The sequence below is a fragment of the Allobosea robiniae genome (assembly GCF_900102525.1).
In the GTDB taxonomy this organism is placed as follows: Bacteria; Pseudomonadota; Alphaproteobacteria; order Rhizobiales; family Beijerinckiaceae; genus Allobosea; species Allobosea robiniae.
The window spans coordinates 220,142-236,884 of sequence record NZ_FNBZ01000009.1 but is presented as its reverse complement, the minus strand read 5'-3'; the positions used below and the strand labels follow the sequence as shown (position 1 = coordinate 236,884).

Below are 16,743 nucleotides of genomic sequence, written 5' to 3'. Positions count from 1 at the left end.
GGTAGCTCGTCAGGCTCATAACCTGAAGGTCGTCAGTTCAAATCTGGCCCCCGCAACCAAACATAAAAGCCCCGTCGCAATCGCGACGGGGCTTTTATGCTGTTTGAAGCGCCTTATCGATCAGGCTGTGCGCTACCGGAGTATTCTCTGCGCATGCCGTCAGCTTCGGTCTCGGCCACCGTTTCGACGAGCCGGACGGCGAGCAAGCGTTGCTGCCGCGAACGGATACGGGCGAATGCTTCATCCAGTCGTGAGCTTTCCGGGACCGGTGAGGACTTAGCAATGTAATCCGCTGCGGCTTGGTCGGTGAGACTGTGTTCCGAATGAGGTCCGAACAGGCCTTCTAAGAAGAAGCCTGGGTCAACCTTCATTTCCCGCGAGAGAACGAACAGGGCGTCGGCAGTCAACCGGTTCACGCCCTCCTCGTAGTTGCGAATCTGCTGGTGTGAGACGCCGAGCAGCTCGCCAATATGTTTCAGAGTGAGCTTGTGTTTGCCTCGCAGCAGCCGAAGCCGATCTCCGATGTGCCGGTTCACGCCAGCCAGATCCGGTTTCATGGGAACCTTCCGACGCAACCCGAGGAAGAACGCGGCCCATTATGCTTCAATCGCGCGAAGCGTCCATTGGGTGGCTCGCCGGTTCTCCTGACATCCGGCTGTCTCTTATCGGGTTAATGTCCATATCTGCCGAAAACGGGTGGCGCTGGACTGGTCGCTGCCGCCAATATCGGCACGGAAGAACGGAGCGAACCATGGCCCGCGAAGCAGGCAAGATCCATATCGGCATCGGCGGCTGGGTGTTCGAGCCTTGGCGCGGGGCGTTCTACCCGGACGGGCTGCCGCAGAAGCGAGAGCTGGAATATGCCGCGAGCAAGCTCACCTCGATCGAGATCAACGGCACCTATTACGGCTCGCAGAAGCCGGAGAGCTTCGCCAGATGGCGCGAAGAGACACCCGAGGGTTTCGTCTTCGCGCTAAAAGGTTCGCGCTTCTGCACGAACCGTCGGGTGCTGGCGGAAGCCGGACCTTCGGTCGAGAAATTCCTGACCAGCGGCCTGACCGAGCTCAAGCACAAGCTCGGGCCGATCAATTGGCAGTTCATGCCGACGAAGCAGTTCGATCCCGCCGATTTCGAGGCCTTCCTTAAGCTCCTGCCGAAGGAGCTGGACGGGATCAAGCTGCGCCATGCCGTTGAGGTCCGACATGACAGTTTCCGCTCGCCGGATTTCATCGCGTTGCTGCGCGGCTATGGCGTAGCCGTCATCACCTCGGCCGATGCGGACTACACCCAGATCGCCGATGTGACCGCGCCCTTCGTCTATGCGCGGATCATGGGGACCAAGGAGGCGGAGCCGAAGGGCTATTCCGAGGCCGGGCTCGATCGCTGGGTCAAGGCCGCGCAGGTCTGGGCCCAGGGCGGCGTGCCGGACGACTTGGAGACGGTCGGTCCGGCTGCCAAGGCCGAGAAACGCGACGTCTTCCTCTATGTGATCAGCGGGGACAAGGTGCGCAATCCCGCCGCGGCGATGGAATTGATCGCCCGGACCCAGGGCTGAGCTTCACTCTGCTGCTGCGGCCGCCTGCACGGCCTCCTGGCAGGTATCGACCCATTCGGCCTGTGTCAGTTCGGCCATGCGCTGCGGCGCGATCCGCAGCGCGCTATGGGTCGAGCCTGCGGCCGGCACGACGATGTCAAAGGCCTTCAGCGAGACATCGCAATAGACCTTGAGCGGCGTCGCGAGCCCGAACGGGCAGACACCGCCCACGGGGTGGCCGGTCAGGGCCTCGACCTCTTTCTGGCCTAGCATGCGCGGCTTGCCGCCGAGCGCGGCCTTGGCCTTCCTGTTGTCGAGCCGGGCATCGCCGCGGGTGACGACGAGCACGACTTCGTCGCCGATACGCAAGGAGAGCGTCTTGGCGATCTGGCCGGGCTCCACGCCATGGGCGGCGGCGGCGAGCGGCACGGTCGCGCTGCTATCATCGGTGACGATGACGGCGATGTCGGGAGCGTGCTGGGCGAAGAAGGCGCGGACGGATTCGAGGCTCATCGGGCAATTCGGGAGGTCAGCCACAGGATCAGCAGGCTGGCGACCGCCGGCACGCCGAAGACGACGAGGAAGATCGGTGCTTCCTCCATCACGGTATAGCCTGCGCTGATGACGCCGATCCAGAGATTGATCAGCGCGCCGGCGAACCAGAGCGGCAGGAAGAGTTTCACCGCGAAGGGGATCGGCCGCCCAGCGGAGATCGAGAGGCGCGGCGCCAGCACGAGCAGGATGCCGAGCAAGGCGAAGCCGATGCCGATGACCTTGATGGTATGCATGGACTAAACCTCAATCTCTCAGAAAGCGATTTATAATCAATTGATTACAGTTGAATCAATCCGACATAATCGACCTAAATCTACAAAGCAGCTACAGCTTTTCGCTCATGGCTGAAGTGCAGAGGACTGCTCGCGGTCACACGACGCCTGCCGGCATCACGCCGGATCTGATCCCGACACCGCCTCAGGATTAGAGAGGGCTTCGATTTGATCGTACTTCTGATCACGCCCAATGAGCTTTTGGCGGCGCTGGGGCTTTTCCTGACGCTCTTCGCGATAGCGGCCAACTGCCTAATCAGGGAATTCGGGGATCAATGACTGGCCTAGAACCAGGGGGCACCCTCGCGAATTGCGGGAGGGGGCCGTTCGCACGGAATTGAAAAACCGAGCTGACTTGAACCACCGTCGACCGTCCAACTCGACCCATAGCTGACTTTCGACGCGTCCGGTTCCGGGCAGCCAAGGCAGTCCTAGTATCTGGCCCGCCCGCCGGACATATCGAAGACGGCGCCCGTATTGAACGCGCTTGCATCGGAGCAAAGCCACAATACTAGAGCCGCTACCTCCACTGGGTCGCCCAGCCGGCTGAGCGGGCTGGCGGCAACCATGGCGTCGACTGTCTCATTGCCCAAATCCCGGATCACTCGCGTGTCGATGGGTCCCGGCGCCACGCAGTTGACGCGGATGCCGGTATCATTGACTTCGCGGGAAAGCGCTTTCGTAAAGGCGATGACGCCCGCACTCGCGGCGGAATAGACGGCGAGGTCCGGCAATCCTTCCTTGCCCGCAAGCGAGCCCATGTTGACGATCCGCCCTTTGCCCGCAGCCCGCATCAACGGCAGAATCTGGTGTGTGACTTCTAGCATCCCAACGAGGTTCACTTGCAGGATTTGCTGCCACTCAGCCGGTTCTAAGCTCTCAAATGGCTGATAACGCCCGAGATGCCCCGCATCATTTACGAGAACGTCGACGCTTCTGCCTTCCAGAAGCGCCAGCCCGCTGGCGATCTTATCACGTTTGGTCACATCGACGGTAACGGACTGCGCTCCGGCAAGTTCGACGGGCTCGACGTCCCAGATCCAGACGTCGGCTCCACTTGCCACGAAGCTGGCCGCGATGGCTCTGCCGATCCCACGGGCACCACCCGTCACAATGACGGTCTGTTGTGAGAAATCGTATGTGACTTGCACCGCAGCCCCCTATTTCCCGAGAGGCGTTAACGAGCTGAAAGCTCTTACATTCCGCAGGATGTTCTTACCAGGAGCGTGAATGGGTCGATCTGGAACTCTTTCTCAAGCGACCCCCCAAATAATTTCAGCCACTTTTCCTGCAATTCGAAAGCCTTGGCTTCGCGTGCCGCGTCACATTCAAATTTGGATTGATGTGCCTCCTGAAAATGATGAACTAGCTCGTGCACGAGAACCGACAAATCGGCTGCCGTTGCGCCGGTCCATGTGTCCGCCAGATAAATGATCTTCTCGCGGGAATCGTAGATCGACAGGATATCTGGCCGACCGTGTTGCTGTATGAGTTCGGACGCGTATTGCTTGAGCCGTAAAGCGGAAACTTGGCCAACCGGCTTGAATACGAGTTTCGGCAAGGACGTGGGTATCGACTGCCCCAGCTTCGCTCCGACCCACATAGCGAGGGCCTCCAGTAACCGCCCTCCCGGATCAGGGTGGCTCTCCCCTATGACGATTTCGAAGCCGGAGCCGAGACGCAGGCGCTCTATTGTCTCGTCACGCGCAGGCGCTTCGAAATTCATGGTCGCCGTAAGTAATGTTGTCCAAAAGAATAGATATCGATTGATCGCTCTCATAGAATTCACCTGCATAAGCTGCAGATAACGGTGGGATCTATAGAATCCCTGGATTACATTGAACTCAGCGTACATCAATCTCCATGTAATTGATTTTTACTGAATGACTCGACCTCATCAGCTTCGTCGTCATAGAGAAGCTTCGTGAGCATGACATAGCGATTGAGGGACGCCATGCTAATGTCACGAGCACATCGCTCCCGCAGCTTGAAGGCTTCAACGCGAATGCCGTCACGTAGCTCTGCGGTGTTGAGGCCGAATAACTCGCTCCGCTCAAGCATCCGCGCGAGTTCCCTGTCCCAGGCAACGCAGGCCCGAGCCTGACGCGTCGTCAATTGTGCGCCCTCCGCGAGGCCGCCCCATAGGATGCAGGCGCATATAGCGAACACTGAAGACCGTCCCATTTGCGCCTCTTTGAGTGCAGGCGTTTGGATTGAGTGGGGCCGGGTTTGTCCCGTCCGTTGCCGGTTAGCCTTCGTAGCAACGAAATTTTCGTTAGGTCATGATGGAGAAGCGATCGAATGCCGATATTTCGCCGATAGCTGTGTCATGCTGGGCGACAGGGGAGAACTTCTTTCGGTAATGAGCGAAGGTTCGTCGCCGAATTTGTCGAACCGCTGCCGAATTTGTCCATGTCGCGCGAAATCTTGCAGTCGAAGCTGACGCGGAGAAGCTCCTCGCTAAAGATATTTGGGTATCGTTAGCGAGCGGGACGTGGGAGATGTGGACGGAGATTCTGAGGACTCCGCCGGATAGTAAGCTGGATCCTTAAAGAGGCGCTTGTCTCGATTATTTCTTTGAGAGCTTTGCCGGCCGGCGAATGGCTGGCCGCCAGCCCTTGCGCGCTGCCAGGATCGATCAAACCGCAACCGGTCATTCGTCTTTTGCAGGATCGGCGGAGGCCGGCGCCGTCCGTATGGACGCATATCGGGCGATTTCAATAGGAGTCTCACCGAATCGGCGATGAAAGGCGGTTCTAAAGCGTGCCGTGTTAGTGAAGCCGTATCGGCGGGCGACGGTAGCGACCGAGGCGTCGCGTATACCCCGAGCCAGATCGGCATGCGCTAGATCAAGCCGGACAGCATGCAATGCAGCCAAAGGGGTGCTGCCGCGAAAATGCCTGAACACAGCCGTCAAGGTTCGCAAGCTGCAGCCTGCGGCCGCAGCGATATGTGACATACGGATAGGTTCCGCGCCGTGGGCGCGCATGAAGTCTTCCGCGCGTCGAACATAGGCCGGAATTGGATTTCCGGCTGCATTTGCGAGTCGATCAGAGTAATTATGAGTGGTGCCACGCAAAATCAGCGAGACGAGTAGGTCCGTCAGCGACGCAAGTGCGACTGGGTTATTGGCAACACCGTCCCGCCGTTGAAATTCCTGTGTAACGAAATCGAGTTGGCTTTTCAGGCTGGCTGTAAGCCCGGTGCCCCAATCGAGGCTGGGCTCGAAAATCAGCGGCCGACGCAACCGCTCATCCAGCATGTGTTCAAGCGTGCTCTCGATATCCGCAGCCTTCAAGAAAACATTGGTGCGCGCGTTATCGTCGCTGATTAAAAGGCGACCGCCGGGACCGGGCCTCCAAGTGAGACCGGTTTGTTGTGTGGCTGTCGTGGATCTTCCCTTCTGTTCCAAGGTTATATGGCCCGCGAGCATCGTCGTGAAACAATACAGGCTCCCTTCATCGCCATCGACGGTGACCTCGGTGCTAAAACTGCTCGCGACAAAACTCGTTAGAAGAGAGCCGGCGCCACGTGTCGCAAGGGTAAAAATCGGCGGCTCGAAGCGTGGGTGCCAAAGAGCACGATCCTGCAATTGGTAGGTGTAGGTGCGGTTTGACTGTGCGGCCCGTTCAATAACGCGAATCTTGCCGCTCGAATCCTCCAGAGCTTCGGCTCGGACAACGTCGAACATTGTCAGCACAGGGGTGCTCGTGCCCGCGGCCATAGGCGTCTCCGTCCAGCTTTCTTACTGTGACGCAAGCAATTTTAGACAAATTCGGCAACGGTCCGACAAATTCGGCGGCGCACTTGGAGCGTAGTTGAAAGCGTCGTTCCCCACCGCAGCAAACTTAGCACATATGGGCGACGCAGCGTAAGCATCTCCCGCGCTACGGTTCCGCCTCAAGATTAACCAGCTCAAATCCGACGAATAAGAATGTTAATGCAACTGGAGTTTTTGAAATGCTGGAGTTGATCGTGATCGTCGCTGGCTTCTTTCCTGCACTCGGAGAGATTTCCCGCCCTGTCTTGACGCAGGCTGCCCCGGCGAAATGCGTCGATCTGTCCTCTCGAACTGCTCCGCAGAATTCACGCCGTGGTGAGTTCGTCAACCAGATCGGTCCTGCGGGCTGCGACAGGGGCATCGTCATGCCGATCACAGCAAGGTCATCATGGCGAGCCGCAGGGAACTCCTCGTCCAGGGACCGGCTTTGAACAAAGTGCCGAGCAGGCCTCAGATCGCACAGGAAACGGTTGGCGTTCCATCCTGATGCCCGGCAATGCGCAAAATCCGCGACAGACAGGCGAAGGCCCGGACCGCACTGCAGAGCGTGAGCGCCGCCGTGATGAATTTGGCGGTGCTCATCGTCGCCTGCCGGCCGCGTAGCCGTTGTGATCAAGCCGCCTTCATTGCCCTGATTGCAATCAACTCGAGGCTCTGCTCGGCGAAATATCGCCGTGTCTGCTTAAAAATGCAGCGAACTGCCGCGCCAGATCGTCGACCGCGTGCTTGCTGGGGCGATACCATTCCGGCGACCAGTTCATCACCCCACGGATGACGAGGCGCCCCGCCGCCAACCTCCGAAGTCGTTAATAGCGAAGAGCATTCCGTTTGGTCATGGTCAATGGGTGACGGAATGCCGATATTTCGCCTATAGTCGGCGGACGCAGTTCATCGAGCGGGCTAGGGTGGGAGCTAAGCACCATGGACCCGGCGCTTCCGAAACTTCTACAGTTCGACCGATTTGCGCTGGATTTGACGCGCGAACGCCTAAGAGCGGGCGATCAGGAGATTGCACTACGGCCCAAGGCGTTCGAGGTTCTCCGTCACCTTGCCGAGAATGCTGGACGGCTGGTGTCGAAGCGGGAACTGTTTGAGGTCGTATGGCCAAATGTTGCTGTCACGGATGACTCGCTCGTTCAGTGCATTCGCGAGCTGCGAGACAAGCTGGGTGACACCGATCATCTCCTGATCGAAACCGTACCCCGTCGCGGATACCTGCTGAACGCCGGCCACCCCCCCGTGGCCAAAGAGCACGACTCGCTGCCGCCACCCGAGCGATCTCAAACCCCGATTGTCGGGTCAGTTGGTCGTCGCCTCGTTTTATGGTCGCCTGTACAGCGCAAACGGGCGTCTCTGGCGACGGCCGCCATCACCATCTGCTGCCTGGCTGCAGCTGGATATCTTACAGCCCACCTGTGGTTGCCATCGTCAGCCAACGCTCTCTTCACAGAAGACGACGCGCGGCGGATTACGGCAATTGCAGCAGAGAAGGAGCTTCCGCTTCCGCCATTCCAGATCAGCCGGATCGGGCGCGGTGTTCTCCCTGAACATCGCCGCTTCGTCGGCATCTGGGTCAGCAGCACCGGGTTCGTTAATTCGAACCGCCAATTCATGCTGGTCATCACCGGAGCCGAACCTTCCGGCATCGTGACGGGCTTTACAGTTCGGGGGCCTCCTCGGGCCCTGAGCCTTGTCGTCAAGCCGGCTGGAGCGACCCATTTTAAGGCCCGCGTCCTCGGCGATTCCTTTCGCTACAGTGGTCCAAACAGCGAGCGCGAGGTGGTGATGACAGCCGACCGGCGGCTTGAATTCAACGAGGTCTTCGACACGGGAGTGATCGTGCGTGTCGCTCTCGATCCGGTGTGGGCACTGGTTGAGGCCGAGCAAAAAGCTGCTCTGTGGTAGCCGGCGCGGCACAGCGAGCTCCATTGTCGCTATGGTCCGTCCGGCTGTCGCTAGCGCTTGACCGGGTCGCACAGAGCTATCGTTCTTCCAGGCTCTCACATTGCTGAGGGATACTGATCGATGCGTGCAGTATTCTATGAGACCAACGGGCCAGCGCGCGATGTGCTGCGCATCGGAGACGTTGAAACTCCAAGCCCGGGAGTTGGGGAGGTTCGCGTGCGCTTGTACGCGTCAGGGGTCAACCCATCCGATGTCAAAAGCCGCGGACACCGAAAGTCGCCGTTCCCGCTGATCATCCCACATAGCGACGGTGCTGGAGAAATCGAATCCATTGGTCCTGGCGTTGCGAAGTCACGCCTCGGCGAGCGGGTCTGGATCTGGAACGGGCAGTGGCAGCGCCCATTTGGAACAGCCGCCGAGTTCATTGCACTGCCGGCCGCGCAGGCCGTTCCCTTGCCAGCTGCACTTAGCTTCGAGGAGGGCGCCGCTCTCGGCATCCCTGCGCTGACGGCCTACCATGCTGTCGAGCTTGCCGGGGTCGGTCAGGGCACAACCTTGCTCGTATCCGGCGGCGCAGGGGCGGTGAGCCAGTTCGCCATTCAATTCGCCAAGGCTCGGGGCGCGACCGTGATCAGCACGATCTCATCGCCGGACAAGGCGATGGCAGCGCGCGAAGCCGGCGCCGACCATTGCATCGACTATAAGCGTGAAAATGTGGGCGACCGTATTGCTGATATCACGGGGAGACGCGGCGTCGACGCTATCACCGAGATGGACCTATCGGCCAACGCCGGTCTGATTCCGGCGGTACTCCAACCAAAGGGAAAGGTCATTGTTTACGGCACGGGAGCCGAAGCGACGATTCCTGCCTTTGCCTTCCTCGCCAATTCGATCCAGTTGAACTTCTTCCTGATCTATCAATTGGACGCGCAGCAGCGGGAACGTGCAGTGGCTGGCGTCACGCGCGCTCTTGCTCAGGGCGAAGCGGTTGCCCGTATCGGACCGACATTCCCGCTCAGCGAAACCGCCGCCGCGCACGAAGCAGTTGAGGGCGGAACGATTGGCAATGTCATCGTCAAAATCGAGTAATCGCAGCGTGGCTAGGCGATCTCTTGCGCCTTCGATCCTTCGGCCCCTTCCTGATTGTCGAAGAGTTCCTATCGGTGTCGCCTACATCGGTTAGATCACCCAGCGCAGCCTCCCATGCGGCCTGTCGATTGCGATCCCACGTCGTGCGGCGTTAGAGGAGCCGCGATATCGTGCTCGGGCTTACATTGTAGCTACGGGCGATCTCTCGAACAGGTTCGCCGGCAGCTTTCCTAGCCAGGGCCTCTTGCCGCTGATGGTGGGTCATTCCGAACGGCCGGCCGAGTTTTACGCCTCGGGCCTTAGCGCGGCTAAGGCCCTCGCTGGTTCGCGCCAAAATCAACGAGCGCTCGAACTCTGCGAACCCGGCCATGATTGTTGTGACGAGGCGGCCATGAGGCGCTTCCCATTCATGTGCTCTAAAGGGCTCTTTCCGATTATCCAATGAAATTGATGGCGTGCATGGATCAGGCGTCCTTGGCCCGCAGCGAGGCCGCTTCCCAGGCGGCGACCAGGACCAGGATCGCGGTCGCAGCCAGGCTGAAGCCCAACGGTGGCAACACCGTCCAGGCCGGTGCCAGTACGGCGAGCAGGCCGAGGCCGACCAGATGGGAGAGCGGATACCAGCCGGCCGTGATGCGTTTGAACAGCAGGTTCCCGAGCAGATAGAAGGCGGGGCCGGCCAGGACGGCGATTGCCGTTCTGCCATCGGTATGGCCGGTGGGATGGGCGATGACCAGTTCGTCGCCGACGGCGACCAGGATGATGCCGGCGACCAGCAGCACGTGCAGATAGGTATAGGCGATGCGTGCGATCCGGCCGGGGTCGTCGGAGCGTGCGATGTGATGGCTCGCCCGTTCGGCACCGATATGGAAATAAATCCACCACATCGCGACCGAGCTCAGGAAGGAATTGAGGAAGGCTGTCAGGTTGACGGCCGTCACCGGCAGCTTCGCGGCGGTCGCGCCCGTCATCAGAACGGATTCACCGAGCGCGATGATGATGAAGAGGGCGCAGCGCTCGGAGAGATGACCGCCTTCGACATTCCAGTCGCTGGTGCGGGAGTGCCCAAGGCCCGGAACGCGGAAGCCGGCGGCCGGGCCGACATATTCGATGCCGAGCGCGACCAGCCAGAGGCCGAAGCGCAGAGGGCCTTCGCTCAAGCCACCGGCGATCCAGAATGCGCCGGAGCAGACGAGCCAGATCGTGATGCGCTGGAAGTTGCGGTAATTGGCGGGCGAGGCGTCCTTGAGGCTCACCATCGTGAAGATCGAGCGGACGAGCTGGGCGGTGACATAGGCGCCTGCAAAGGCGAGGCCGTTCGCACCGAAGGCCTCGGGCAAGGCGCAGGACATCACCAGGCCGAGAAACATCAGGACGAAGAGCAGGATCCTGACCGGGGGGCGCTCGGGATCGAGCCAGTTCGTGACCCAGCTCGTATAGACCCAGATCCACCAGACGGCGCCGAGCAGAAAGGCGGCCTGCGCGACGCCGAGCGGGCTGAAATGCTCCAGCAGCGTGTGCGAAATCTGGGTGATCGCGAAGACGAAGACCAGGTCGAAGAACAGCTCGACGTAGGAAACCCTCGCATGCTGGTGTTCGACGCGTTCCCTGAGCAGCGCGCCGGGTTTGTGAGCTTTGGCCATGCAGACCCCTATCCCCTGCTGCGCGCTTTCGCGCGCAGCCCGTCAGCGAGGGTGTCCCGCAGCCGGTATGGCCGTCAATGGCGGAAGTGGCGGTGGCCGGTGAAGACCATGGCGAGGCCGGCTTCGTCGGCGGCCTTGATGACCTCGTCGTCGCGCATCGAGCCGCCGGGCTGGATCACCGCGGTCGCACCGGCGTCAGCCGCTGCGAGCAGGCCGTCGGCAAAGGGGAAGAAGGCGTCGGAGGCGACGACCGAACCCTGGGCCAGGCTCTCCGCAACGCCGGCCGCCTTCGCCGCTTCGGCGGCCTTCCAGGCGGCGATGCGCGAGGAATCGACGCGGCTCATCTGGCCGGCGCCGATGCCGACCGTGGCGAGGTCCTTCGCGTAGACGATGGCGTTCGACTTGACGTGCTTGGCGACGCGGAAGGCGAAGCGCAGATCGGCGAGCTCGCGCTCGCTCGGTTGGCGCTTCGTCACGACCTTCAGCTCCATGCCGTCGACGACGGCGTTGTCGCGCGACTGGGCGAGGAAGCCGCCGGAGACGGTGCGCAGCGATAGGCCGGGCGAGCGGACATCGGGTAGGCCGCCGGTCAGCAGCAGGCGCAGGTTCTTCTTGGCGGCGATCATGGCGATCGCCTCCTCGTCGGCATCCGGCGCGATGATGACCTCGGTGAAGACCTCGACGATCTTCCTGGCAGCCGCGGCATCGAGCTTGCGGTTCAAGGCGACGATGCCGCCGAAGGCCGAGACGGGGTCGCAGGCCAGCGCGCGCTCATAGGCTTCGAGCAGCGAGCCGCCGGCGGCGACGCCGCAGGGGTTGGCGTGCTTGACGATGACGCAGGCGGCCGAGGCCTCGGGGACGAACTCGGCGACGCATTCGAAGGCGGCGTCGGTGTCGTTGATGTTGTTGTAGGAGAGCTGCTTGCCCTGCACCTGACGCGCGGTCGAGACGCCCGGCCGGTTCTCCGGGGTGCGGTAGAAGGCGGCCCATTGATGCGGGTTCTCGCCATAGCGCATCGTCTCGGCCAGGGCGCCGCCAAGGGCGCGGAAGGCCGGGGCGGTGTCGCCCAATTCATTGGCGAACCAGTTCGAGATCGCCGCGTCATAGGCTGCCGTGCGGGCATAGGCCTTCTGGGCGAGCTTGCGACGCAAAGTCAGCGTGGTCGCGCCCTTCTGGGCCTCGAGATCGGCGAGGACGGAGGGGTAGTCCGCCGGCTCGACCACGACGGCGACGTCGTGATGGTTCTTGGCGGCGGCGCGGATCATCGCGGGGCCGCCGATATCGATGTTCTCGATGCAGTCGTCATAGGCCTTGCCGGCCGCGACGGTGGCTTCGAACGGGTAGAGGTTCACGACCAGCAGGTCGATCGGCTGGATGCCGTGGCCGAGCATCGAGGCCTGGTGCTCGGGATGCGAGCGGATCGCGAGCAGGCCGCCATGGACCTTCGGATGCAGGGTCTTGACCCGTCCGTCCATCATCTCGGGGAAACCCGTGAGATCGGAGACGTCGCTGACGGGGAGGCCGGCTTCGGCGATCGCCTTGGCGGTGCCGCCGGTCGACACCAGTGCGATGCCGAGCTTGTGGAGGGCGCGCGCGAAATCGATCAGCCCCGTCTTGTCGGAAACGGAAAGAAGCGCGCGTTCGACGCGGCGAAGCTCATTCGGCATCGGGATCAGGTCCGGCTTGGATTGCGGAAAGGCGGTTTCGGCAGACGCGCGCGGGCTATCATGCTGCGCTGCAAAAGGCAAAAGCCGCCGTCGCAGAACCGTCACGCGTCGGGAGCGGGTTCCGCAGCTTCGCGCTCGGCGATCGCAGCGGCGACCGTCTTGCCGGCACGGGGATTGGCGGTGCTGATCCGGCTGAAGCGCCAGGTGACGCGCGGCGTCGCCACGGCATCGAAGGCGATCACGAGCTGCTCGGTGCGCCGCCGCCCGTCCGAGGAGGCAAGGAAGATGCTCTCCTCGATGGCGATGGTCAGGCCGCCGGCCTCGAAGCTCCAGACCTCGCCCGAGGCCAGCGCCAGAAGCGCGCCGCTGCCGTCCCGAACAAGGCTGGCGCGGACATTCGGGTGCAAGTGGAAGCGCAAGGCGGACGCGAGCGCGGTGCGCGTCCCGGTCAGGGCGACCTCGTCCTCGCCGGCCAGTGCGGCGCCGTCGCGGGCGAGCGTCAGGCGGCGGGTATGGGTCGCACCGAGGCTGCGGCGATAACCGTCATGGCTTGCGACCCATTCGGCGCCATCAGCGCCGTCCTGGCGGGCGACGCGGACATCGCGAGGGCCGGAGACGACGCGCATTTCGCCGAGAACCATGCCGAAATTGGCGCTGGAGCGATCGTCGAGGACGAGCGTCGAATGGGCGGCGGTGCTGCGCGCGGCGAGCTTCAATTCCGGGGGGCCGAAGCGGCTGGCGCCGCAATTGACGATGATGCGCTGCGGGCCGCTGGAGAATTCGAAGGCGAGGCAGCCGGCATGGGCCTCGACTGAATAGGCGCCGCGCGGCGGTGCGCCTGCATCGGTGACGACGATGCTGCGCTCGGCCGCAAGGCGGCTGTAGCCGGAATAGGCGGCATGTTCGGTCGGCCGGCCACGGGCATCGTCATAGGCCGCAAGCGTCGCCATCAGGTCGGGCGGGGTCGTGCCCATGCCGTTGAACAGGGCAAGCGCCCCGTCGCCATGCCGGAACAGGCGCAAATGCGGCATCATCCGCTCGATCGCGGTCATCACCCCACGCGGTGGCTCGAGCCCGCGAGCGGCGAAGGTCTCGCGCAGGGGCAGGAGGTCGAGCAGGAATTCGATCAACAGGCGTGGGTTGCGCGAGAGATGGCCGCCATCGGGCAGGATCTGCTCGTCGAGTTCCTCGGACAGCAGGATCTCGATCCGGCGCCGGTGGCCATCCTGCCCGTCGAGGCAGATCGCGGCAAAGGCGATGGCGATCAGGCCGTTCAGCCGGTCGGCCCCTTCGACGGCTCCGGACAGCGCCAGGCTCAGCCGGTCCGTCAGGCGCGAGACATGGCGCAGATAGCGCTCGTAGAAGGCATGGTCGGCGCCTTCCAGCAGCAGCGGGGAATGCGACAGGAAGGCGATCAGCCGACGTGCAGCGACCGCAGGGCGCCGCGCGATGTCATGGCGGTCGCGACGCCTGGCGATGAAATCCTCGACCAGGCTGCGGGCATTGGCGCGGGCGATCGCGGTGTCGGCGGCGCGCATATGGCGCAGCCAGCCGAAGCCGTAGAGCGCCTCGGCCCAGGCATCGCTCGGCGGCGTCGCGTCGAACGGCGATTCACCGTGGCTGCGCAGGGTGCGCCCGGCGAAGGCGTAATAGCCTGCATAGAAATCGCCGGCCGTCGTCGGGTCGGCGGTGCGCAGGTCATGCGGGGCGAAGAGCAGGCGCGTGGCGTTGCTGCGGCCGAAGGGCCAGAGCCTGCGGGTGGCGCCGACGAACTGGCCGCGGGTTCGCCGCGCCGCCCGTCCGATCGCGGCCTGGGCCAACCCCCGTCGCTCAGCCCACCCGCTCAAATCCCCTGTCGACTCCGTGCCCGGGCGCGGCGGTGCGCCGCGCGAATCCTGGCTCCGTCATAGCCTGATCAGGCGGGTTGCGTAAAATCCCGCCCATCCCGAAAGGCGTGGGGTTTCGCCCTGCAATTGGTGCGGCAGGGTCCGGATATCGCCATTCGAGTCGATCGCATCAGCCAAACCGCCGATTTCCTCCGGGCGGACGGGTTCGCGACGAAACTGGGGATTGCGGGCGAGAAAGGCCGCGGTCTGTTCTTCGCCTTCCTGCGGTTCGAGCGAACAGGTGCAGTAGACGAGGCGTCCGCCGGGCTTCGTCAACGCGGCGGCGGCATCGAACAGGCGCGCCTGAAGGGCAGCCAGCCGGTCGCGATCCTCGGGCAATTTCGTCCAGGCGACGTCGGGATGGCGGCGGATCGTGCCAGTCGCGCTGCAGGGCGCATCGAGCAGGACCGCGTCGAAGGGATCGGCCTTCCAGGTCACGGCATCGGCCGTGACCACTTCGGCGGAGAGGCCGAGCCGCGCCAGATTGGCCTTGAGCCGGCGCAGGCGCGGGCTCGAGCGATCGAGCGCGGTGACGCTCGCGCCGGCCGCGGCGATCTGGGCGGTCTTGCCGCCGGGCGCCGCGCAGAGATCGGCGATGCGCTCGCCGGGTTTTGGGGCGAGGAGTTTGACCGGCAGGGCGGCGGCGGCGTCCTGCACCCACCACGCACCCTCATCGAAGCCCGGCAGGCCGGCGATGGCCTGGCGCTCGCGCAAGCGCACCGAGCCGATCGGCAGGGCGATGCCGTCGAGCTTCTCCGCCCAGCCGGCGGGATCGGCCTTGACGCTGAGGTCGAGCGGCGGCTCCTCGCGATGGCTCTGCGCCATCGCGGCGGCGGTATCCTCGCCATAGGCTGTGCACCAGCTTTCGACCAGCCAGTCGGGCGTATCGCCGAAGACCTCCGCCTGGGCCTCGGCGAGGACCGCATCGCGCTCGCGGGCGAGGCGGCGCAGCACCGCATTGCCGAGTGCGGCATAGCGGGCCGAGCGCGCGTCCTCGTGCAGGTGGCGGATGGCGAGATCGACCGCCGCGTGGTCGGGCACGTCGAGGAACAGGATCTGGGCGGCGGCGGCTGTCAGGATCGGCTCGAACGGGCCGGATTTGCGCGGGCTGCCGCGCTCGAGGCGTGCGTCGATGGCGTGCTGGATCGTGCCGAGGCGGCGGAAGGCCGTGACAGCGATGGCGCGGGCGAGGCTCGCATCGGCGGCATCGAGCCCAGATTCCGGCAACATCCGCTCCAGGGTCTCATCGAGGGCGGTGCGGGCGCGCAGGACCTCGTCGATGACCGTGGCCGCAAGCCGGCGCGCCGGCAGGCCCGGGGCATCGTCGAGCTTGGGCGGCGTTTCCGGCCGAGCGGGGCGGCGCGAGGAGGATTGATCTGCCATCTCAGCCCCACGGGCCCGGCTGGCGCGGGGCATTGCCCCAGGGATTGCTGTCGGCCTGGGCGGTGAAGCCGGCTCCGCCAGCACTGCGGCCGATGCCGAGCGCACGCGCCTGCTCCATCAGGGCGGCAATGCGGTTGCCGGTGTCGGGGTGTGTCGAAAACAGATTATCCATGCCGCCGCCGGTCAAGGGATTGATGATGAACATGTGCGCCGTAGCAGGCTTGGCCTCGGCTGTCTCGCTGGGGATGTGCTGAACGCCGGCCGCGATCTTGGCGAGTGCGTCGGCGAGCCAGACCGGATTGCCGCAGATCTGGCCGCCGAGCTTGTCGGCCTCGTATTCGCGCGAACGCGAGATCGCCATCTGGATCAAGGCGGCGGCCATCGGCGCGAGGATCGAGAGCAGGATCTGGACGATGAAGTTCGGGCGGTTGTCGCGCGAGCCGAAGAACATGCCGAAGGTGACGAGCGAGGAGATCGCGCCGGCGAAGGTCGCGGTGATCGTCATGGTCAGCGTGTCGTGGTTCTTGATATGCGCGAGCTCGTGCGCCATCACGCCGGCGAGCTCCTCATAGGTCAGCGTGCGCAGGATGCCGGTGGTCGCCGCGACGGCGGCGTTCTGCGGGTTGCGGCCGGTGGCGAAGGCGTTGGGCTGGTCTTCGTGGATCAGGTAGACGCGCGGCATCGGCATGTTCGCGCGGGCGGCGAGGTCGCGAACCATGCCGTAGAGCTCGGGCGCGGTCGCAGCATCGACCTCCTGAGCATTGTGGGCGGCCAGCGCCAGCCGGTCGGAATTCCAGTAGCTGAAGAGATTGGTCACGACGGCAAAGCCGAGCGCCATCAGCATGCCGCCGCCGCCGCCGAGCAGGTAGCCAACCGCGCCGAAAAGCGCCGTCAGGCCCGCCATCAACATACCGGTGCGCACGTAGTTCATCGAAATCCCTTCTCTGGCGCCATCTGGCGTCGGCCCTCGCATCTGCGAGCATCGTGCCCTATGTGGTGAGGGCAATCCCGATCCTGCAAGAGAATCC

At 63.4% G+C, this 16,743-nt stretch carries 17 protein-coding genes; 3 read left to right on the top strand and 14 right to left on the bottom strand.

The features are described 5' to 3' along the window. Nucleotides 1-113: 113 nt before the first annotated feature. On the bottom strand, nt 114-557 hold the full coding sequence (locus BLQ70_RS23295) for a helix-turn-helix domain-containing protein (RefSeq protein ID WP_091861991.1): 444 nt from the start codon (nt 555-557) through the stop codon (nt 114-116). A 194-nt stretch (nt 558-751) separates the two neighbouring features. Here BLQ70_RS23295 and BLQ70_RS23290 point away from each other — a divergent pair, with 194 nt between their 5' ends. Further along, a complete protein-coding gene (locus BLQ70_RS23290) occupies nt 752-1,555 on the top strand; it encodes a DUF72 domain-containing protein (RefSeq protein ID WP_091861988.1) in 804 nt (267 codons plus the stop codon). 3 nt (nt 1,556-1,558) lie between these two features. Here BLQ70_RS23290 and BLQ70_RS23285 read toward each other — a convergent pair whose 3' ends face one another. The 7 genes from BLQ70_RS23285 to BLQ70_RS26165 all read right to left on the bottom strand — a co-directional run bounded on the left by BLQ70_RS23285 (nt 1,559) and on the right by BLQ70_RS26165 (nt 6,724). Further along, nucleotides 1,559-2,047 carry a YbaK/EbsC family protein gene (locus BLQ70_RS23285; protein WP_091861985.1) on the bottom strand — a complete coding sequence of 163 codons (489 nt, stop codon included), beginning with the start codon at nt 2,045-2,047 and terminating at the stop codon, nt 1,559-1,561. Beyond that, the gene (locus tag BLQ70_RS23280) at nt 2,044-2,322 is read right to left on the bottom strand and encodes a hypothetical protein (RefSeq protein WP_061965673.1); all 279 of its coding nucleotides are present in this window, start codon (nt 2,320-2,322) and stop codon (nt 2,044-2,046) included. The genes BLQ70_RS23285 and BLQ70_RS23280 overlap by 4 nt, the downstream gene beginning before the upstream one ends. Nucleotides 2,323-2,792: 470 nt before the next feature. Continuing rightward, entirely contained in the window at nt 2,793-3,512 is a 720-nt protein-coding gene (locus BLQ70_RS23275) for an SDR family NAD(P)-dependent oxidoreductase (protein ID WP_091861981.1), read from the bottom strand. A gap of 44 nt (nt 3,513-3,556) precedes the next feature. Next, nucleotides 3,557-4,216: a DUF6647 family protein gene (locus BLQ70_RS23270; RefSeq protein ID WP_091861978.1), complete on the bottom strand. Its 660-nt coding sequence runs from the start codon at nt 4,214-4,216 to the stop codon at nt 3,557-3,559. Continuing rightward, nucleotides 4,216-4,476 (bottom strand): hypothetical protein, encoded by a 261-nt coding sequence (locus BLQ70_RS23265; RefSeq protein ID WP_139163624.1) that lies wholly within the window; start codon nt 4,474-4,476, stop codon nt 4,216-4,218. Before BLQ70_RS23265 ends, BLQ70_RS23270 begins: the two co-directional genes overlap by 1 nt. Nucleotides 4,477-5,014: 538 nt before the next feature. Then, nucleotides 5,015-6,085, bottom strand: a complete 1,071-nt coding sequence (locus tag BLQ70_RS23260) for a helix-turn-helix domain-containing protein (protein WP_091861972.1) — start codon at nt 6,083-6,085, stop codon at nt 5,015-5,017. Between the two features lie 507 nt (nt 6,086-6,592). Next, nucleotides 6,593-6,724, bottom strand: a complete 132-nt coding sequence (locus tag BLQ70_RS26165) for a hypothetical protein (protein WP_280140839.1) — start codon at nt 6,722-6,724, stop codon at nt 6,593-6,595. A gap of 339 nt (nt 6,725-7,063) precedes the next feature. Between BLQ70_RS26165 and BLQ70_RS23255 the strand changes: the two genes are divergently transcribed. Both BLQ70_RS23255 and BLQ70_RS23250 read left to right on the top strand, forming a co-directional pair. Then, nucleotides 7,064-8,047 carry a winged helix-turn-helix domain-containing protein gene (locus BLQ70_RS23255; RefSeq protein WP_091861970.1) on the top strand — a complete coding sequence of 328 codons (984 nt, stop codon included), beginning with the start codon at nt 7,064-7,066 and terminating at the stop codon, nt 8,045-8,047. 120 nt (nt 8,048-8,167) lie between these two features. Further along, a complete protein-coding gene (locus BLQ70_RS23250; RefSeq protein WP_091861967.1) occupies nt 8,168-9,136 on the top strand; it encodes an NADPH:quinone reductase in 969 nt (322 codons plus the stop codon). 151 nt (nt 9,137-9,287) lie between these two features. On the opposite strand, the gene BLQ70_RS23245 is transcribed toward BLQ70_RS23250, so the two are convergent. The 6 genes from BLQ70_RS23245 to htpX all read right to left on the bottom strand — a co-directional run bounded on the left by BLQ70_RS23245 (nt 9,288) and on the right by htpX (nt 16,646). Beyond that, nucleotides 9,288-9,578, bottom strand: coding sequence for a helix-turn-helix domain-containing protein (locus BLQ70_RS23245; RefSeq protein ID WP_280140838.1), 291 nt, complete (start codon nt 9,576-9,578; stop codon nt 9,288-9,290). 22 nt (nt 9,579-9,600) lie between these two features. Next, the gene (locus BLQ70_RS23240) at nt 9,601-10,779 is read right to left on the bottom strand and encodes a low temperature requirement protein A (protein WP_091861964.1); all 1,179 of its coding nucleotides are present in this window, start codon (nt 10,777-10,779) and stop codon (nt 9,601-9,603) included. A gap of 74 nt (nt 10,780-10,853) precedes the next feature. Then, nucleotides 10,854-12,446, bottom strand: coding sequence for a bifunctional phosphoribosylaminoimidazolecarboxamide formyltransferase/IMP cyclohydrolase (gene purH / locus BLQ70_RS23235; protein ID WP_091861961.1), 1,593 nt, complete (start codon nt 12,444-12,446; stop codon nt 10,854-10,856). Between the two features lie 101 nt (nt 12,447-12,547). After that, nucleotides 12,548-14,266: a heparinase II/III family protein gene (locus BLQ70_RS23230; RefSeq protein ID WP_244512132.1), complete on the bottom strand. Its 1,719-nt coding sequence runs from the start codon at nt 14,264-14,266 to the stop codon at nt 12,548-12,550. An 84-nt stretch (nt 14,267-14,350) separates the two neighbouring features. Further along, the gene (locus BLQ70_RS23225; protein ID WP_091861953.1) at nt 14,351-15,715 is read right to left on the bottom strand and encodes an RsmB/NOP family class I SAM-dependent RNA methyltransferase; all 1,365 of its coding nucleotides are present in this window, start codon (nt 15,713-15,715) and stop codon (nt 14,351-14,353) included. Between the two features lies 1 nt (nt 15,716). Then, a complete protein-coding gene (gene htpX / locus BLQ70_RS23220; protein ID WP_091861950.1) occupies nt 15,717-16,646 on the bottom strand; it encodes a zinc metalloprotease HtpX in 930 nt (309 codons plus the stop codon). Between the last annotated feature and the right edge of the window lie 97 nt (nt 16,647-16,743).

What these genes read in the sequence shown, in the direction of transcription:
- BLQ70_RS23290 (WP_091861988.1), top strand. Translation starts at nt 752, where the DNA reads ATGGCCCGCGAAGCAGGCAAGATCCATATCGGCATCGGCGGCTGGGTG.
- htpX (WP_091861950.1), bottom strand. Translation starts at nt 16,646, where the DNA reads ATGAACTACGTGCGCACCGGTATGTTGATGGCGGGCCTGACGGCGCTT.
- BLQ70_RS23260 (WP_091861972.1), bottom strand. Translation starts at nt 6,085, where the DNA reads ATGGCCGCGGGCACGAGCACCCCTGTGCTGACAATGTTCGACGTTGTC.
- BLQ70_RS23295 (WP_091861991.1), bottom strand. Translation starts at nt 557, where the DNA reads ATGAAACCGGATCTGGCTGGCGTGAACCGGCACATCGGAGATCGGCTT.
- BLQ70_RS26165 (WP_280140839.1), bottom strand. Translation starts at nt 6,724, where the DNA reads ATGAGCACCGCCAAATTCATCACGGCGGCGCTCACGCTCTGCAGTGCG.
- BLQ70_RS23270 (WP_091861978.1), bottom strand. Translation starts at nt 4,216, where the DNA reads ATGTACGCTGAGTTCAATGTAATCCAGGGATTCTATAGATCCCACCGT.
- BLQ70_RS23225 (WP_091861953.1), bottom strand. Translation starts at nt 15,715, where the DNA reads ATGGCAGATCAATCCTCCTCGCGCCGCCCCGCTCGGCCGGAAACGCCG.
- BLQ70_RS23280 (WP_061965673.1), bottom strand. Translation starts at nt 2,322, where the DNA reads ATGCATACCATCAAGGTCATCGGCATCGGCTTCGCCTTGCTCGGCATC.
- BLQ70_RS23285 (WP_091861985.1), bottom strand. Translation starts at nt 2,047, where the DNA reads ATGAGCCTCGAATCCGTCCGCGCCTTCTTCGCCCAGCACGCTCCCGAC.
- BLQ70_RS23240 (WP_091861964.1), bottom strand. Translation starts at nt 10,779, where the DNA reads ATGGCCAAAGCTCACAAACCCGGCGCGCTGCTCAGGGAACGCGTCGAA.
- purH (WP_091861961.1), bottom strand. Translation starts at nt 12,446, where the DNA reads ATGCCGAATGAGCTTCGCCGCGTCGAACGCGCGCTTCTTTCCGTTTCC.
- BLQ70_RS23255 (WP_091861970.1), top strand. Translation starts at nt 7,064, where the DNA reads ATGGACCCGGCGCTTCCGAAACTTCTACAGTTCGACCGATTTGCGCTG.
- BLQ70_RS23250 (WP_091861967.1), top strand. Translation starts at nt 8,168, where the DNA reads ATGCGTGCAGTATTCTATGAGACCAACGGGCCAGCGCGCGATGTGCTG.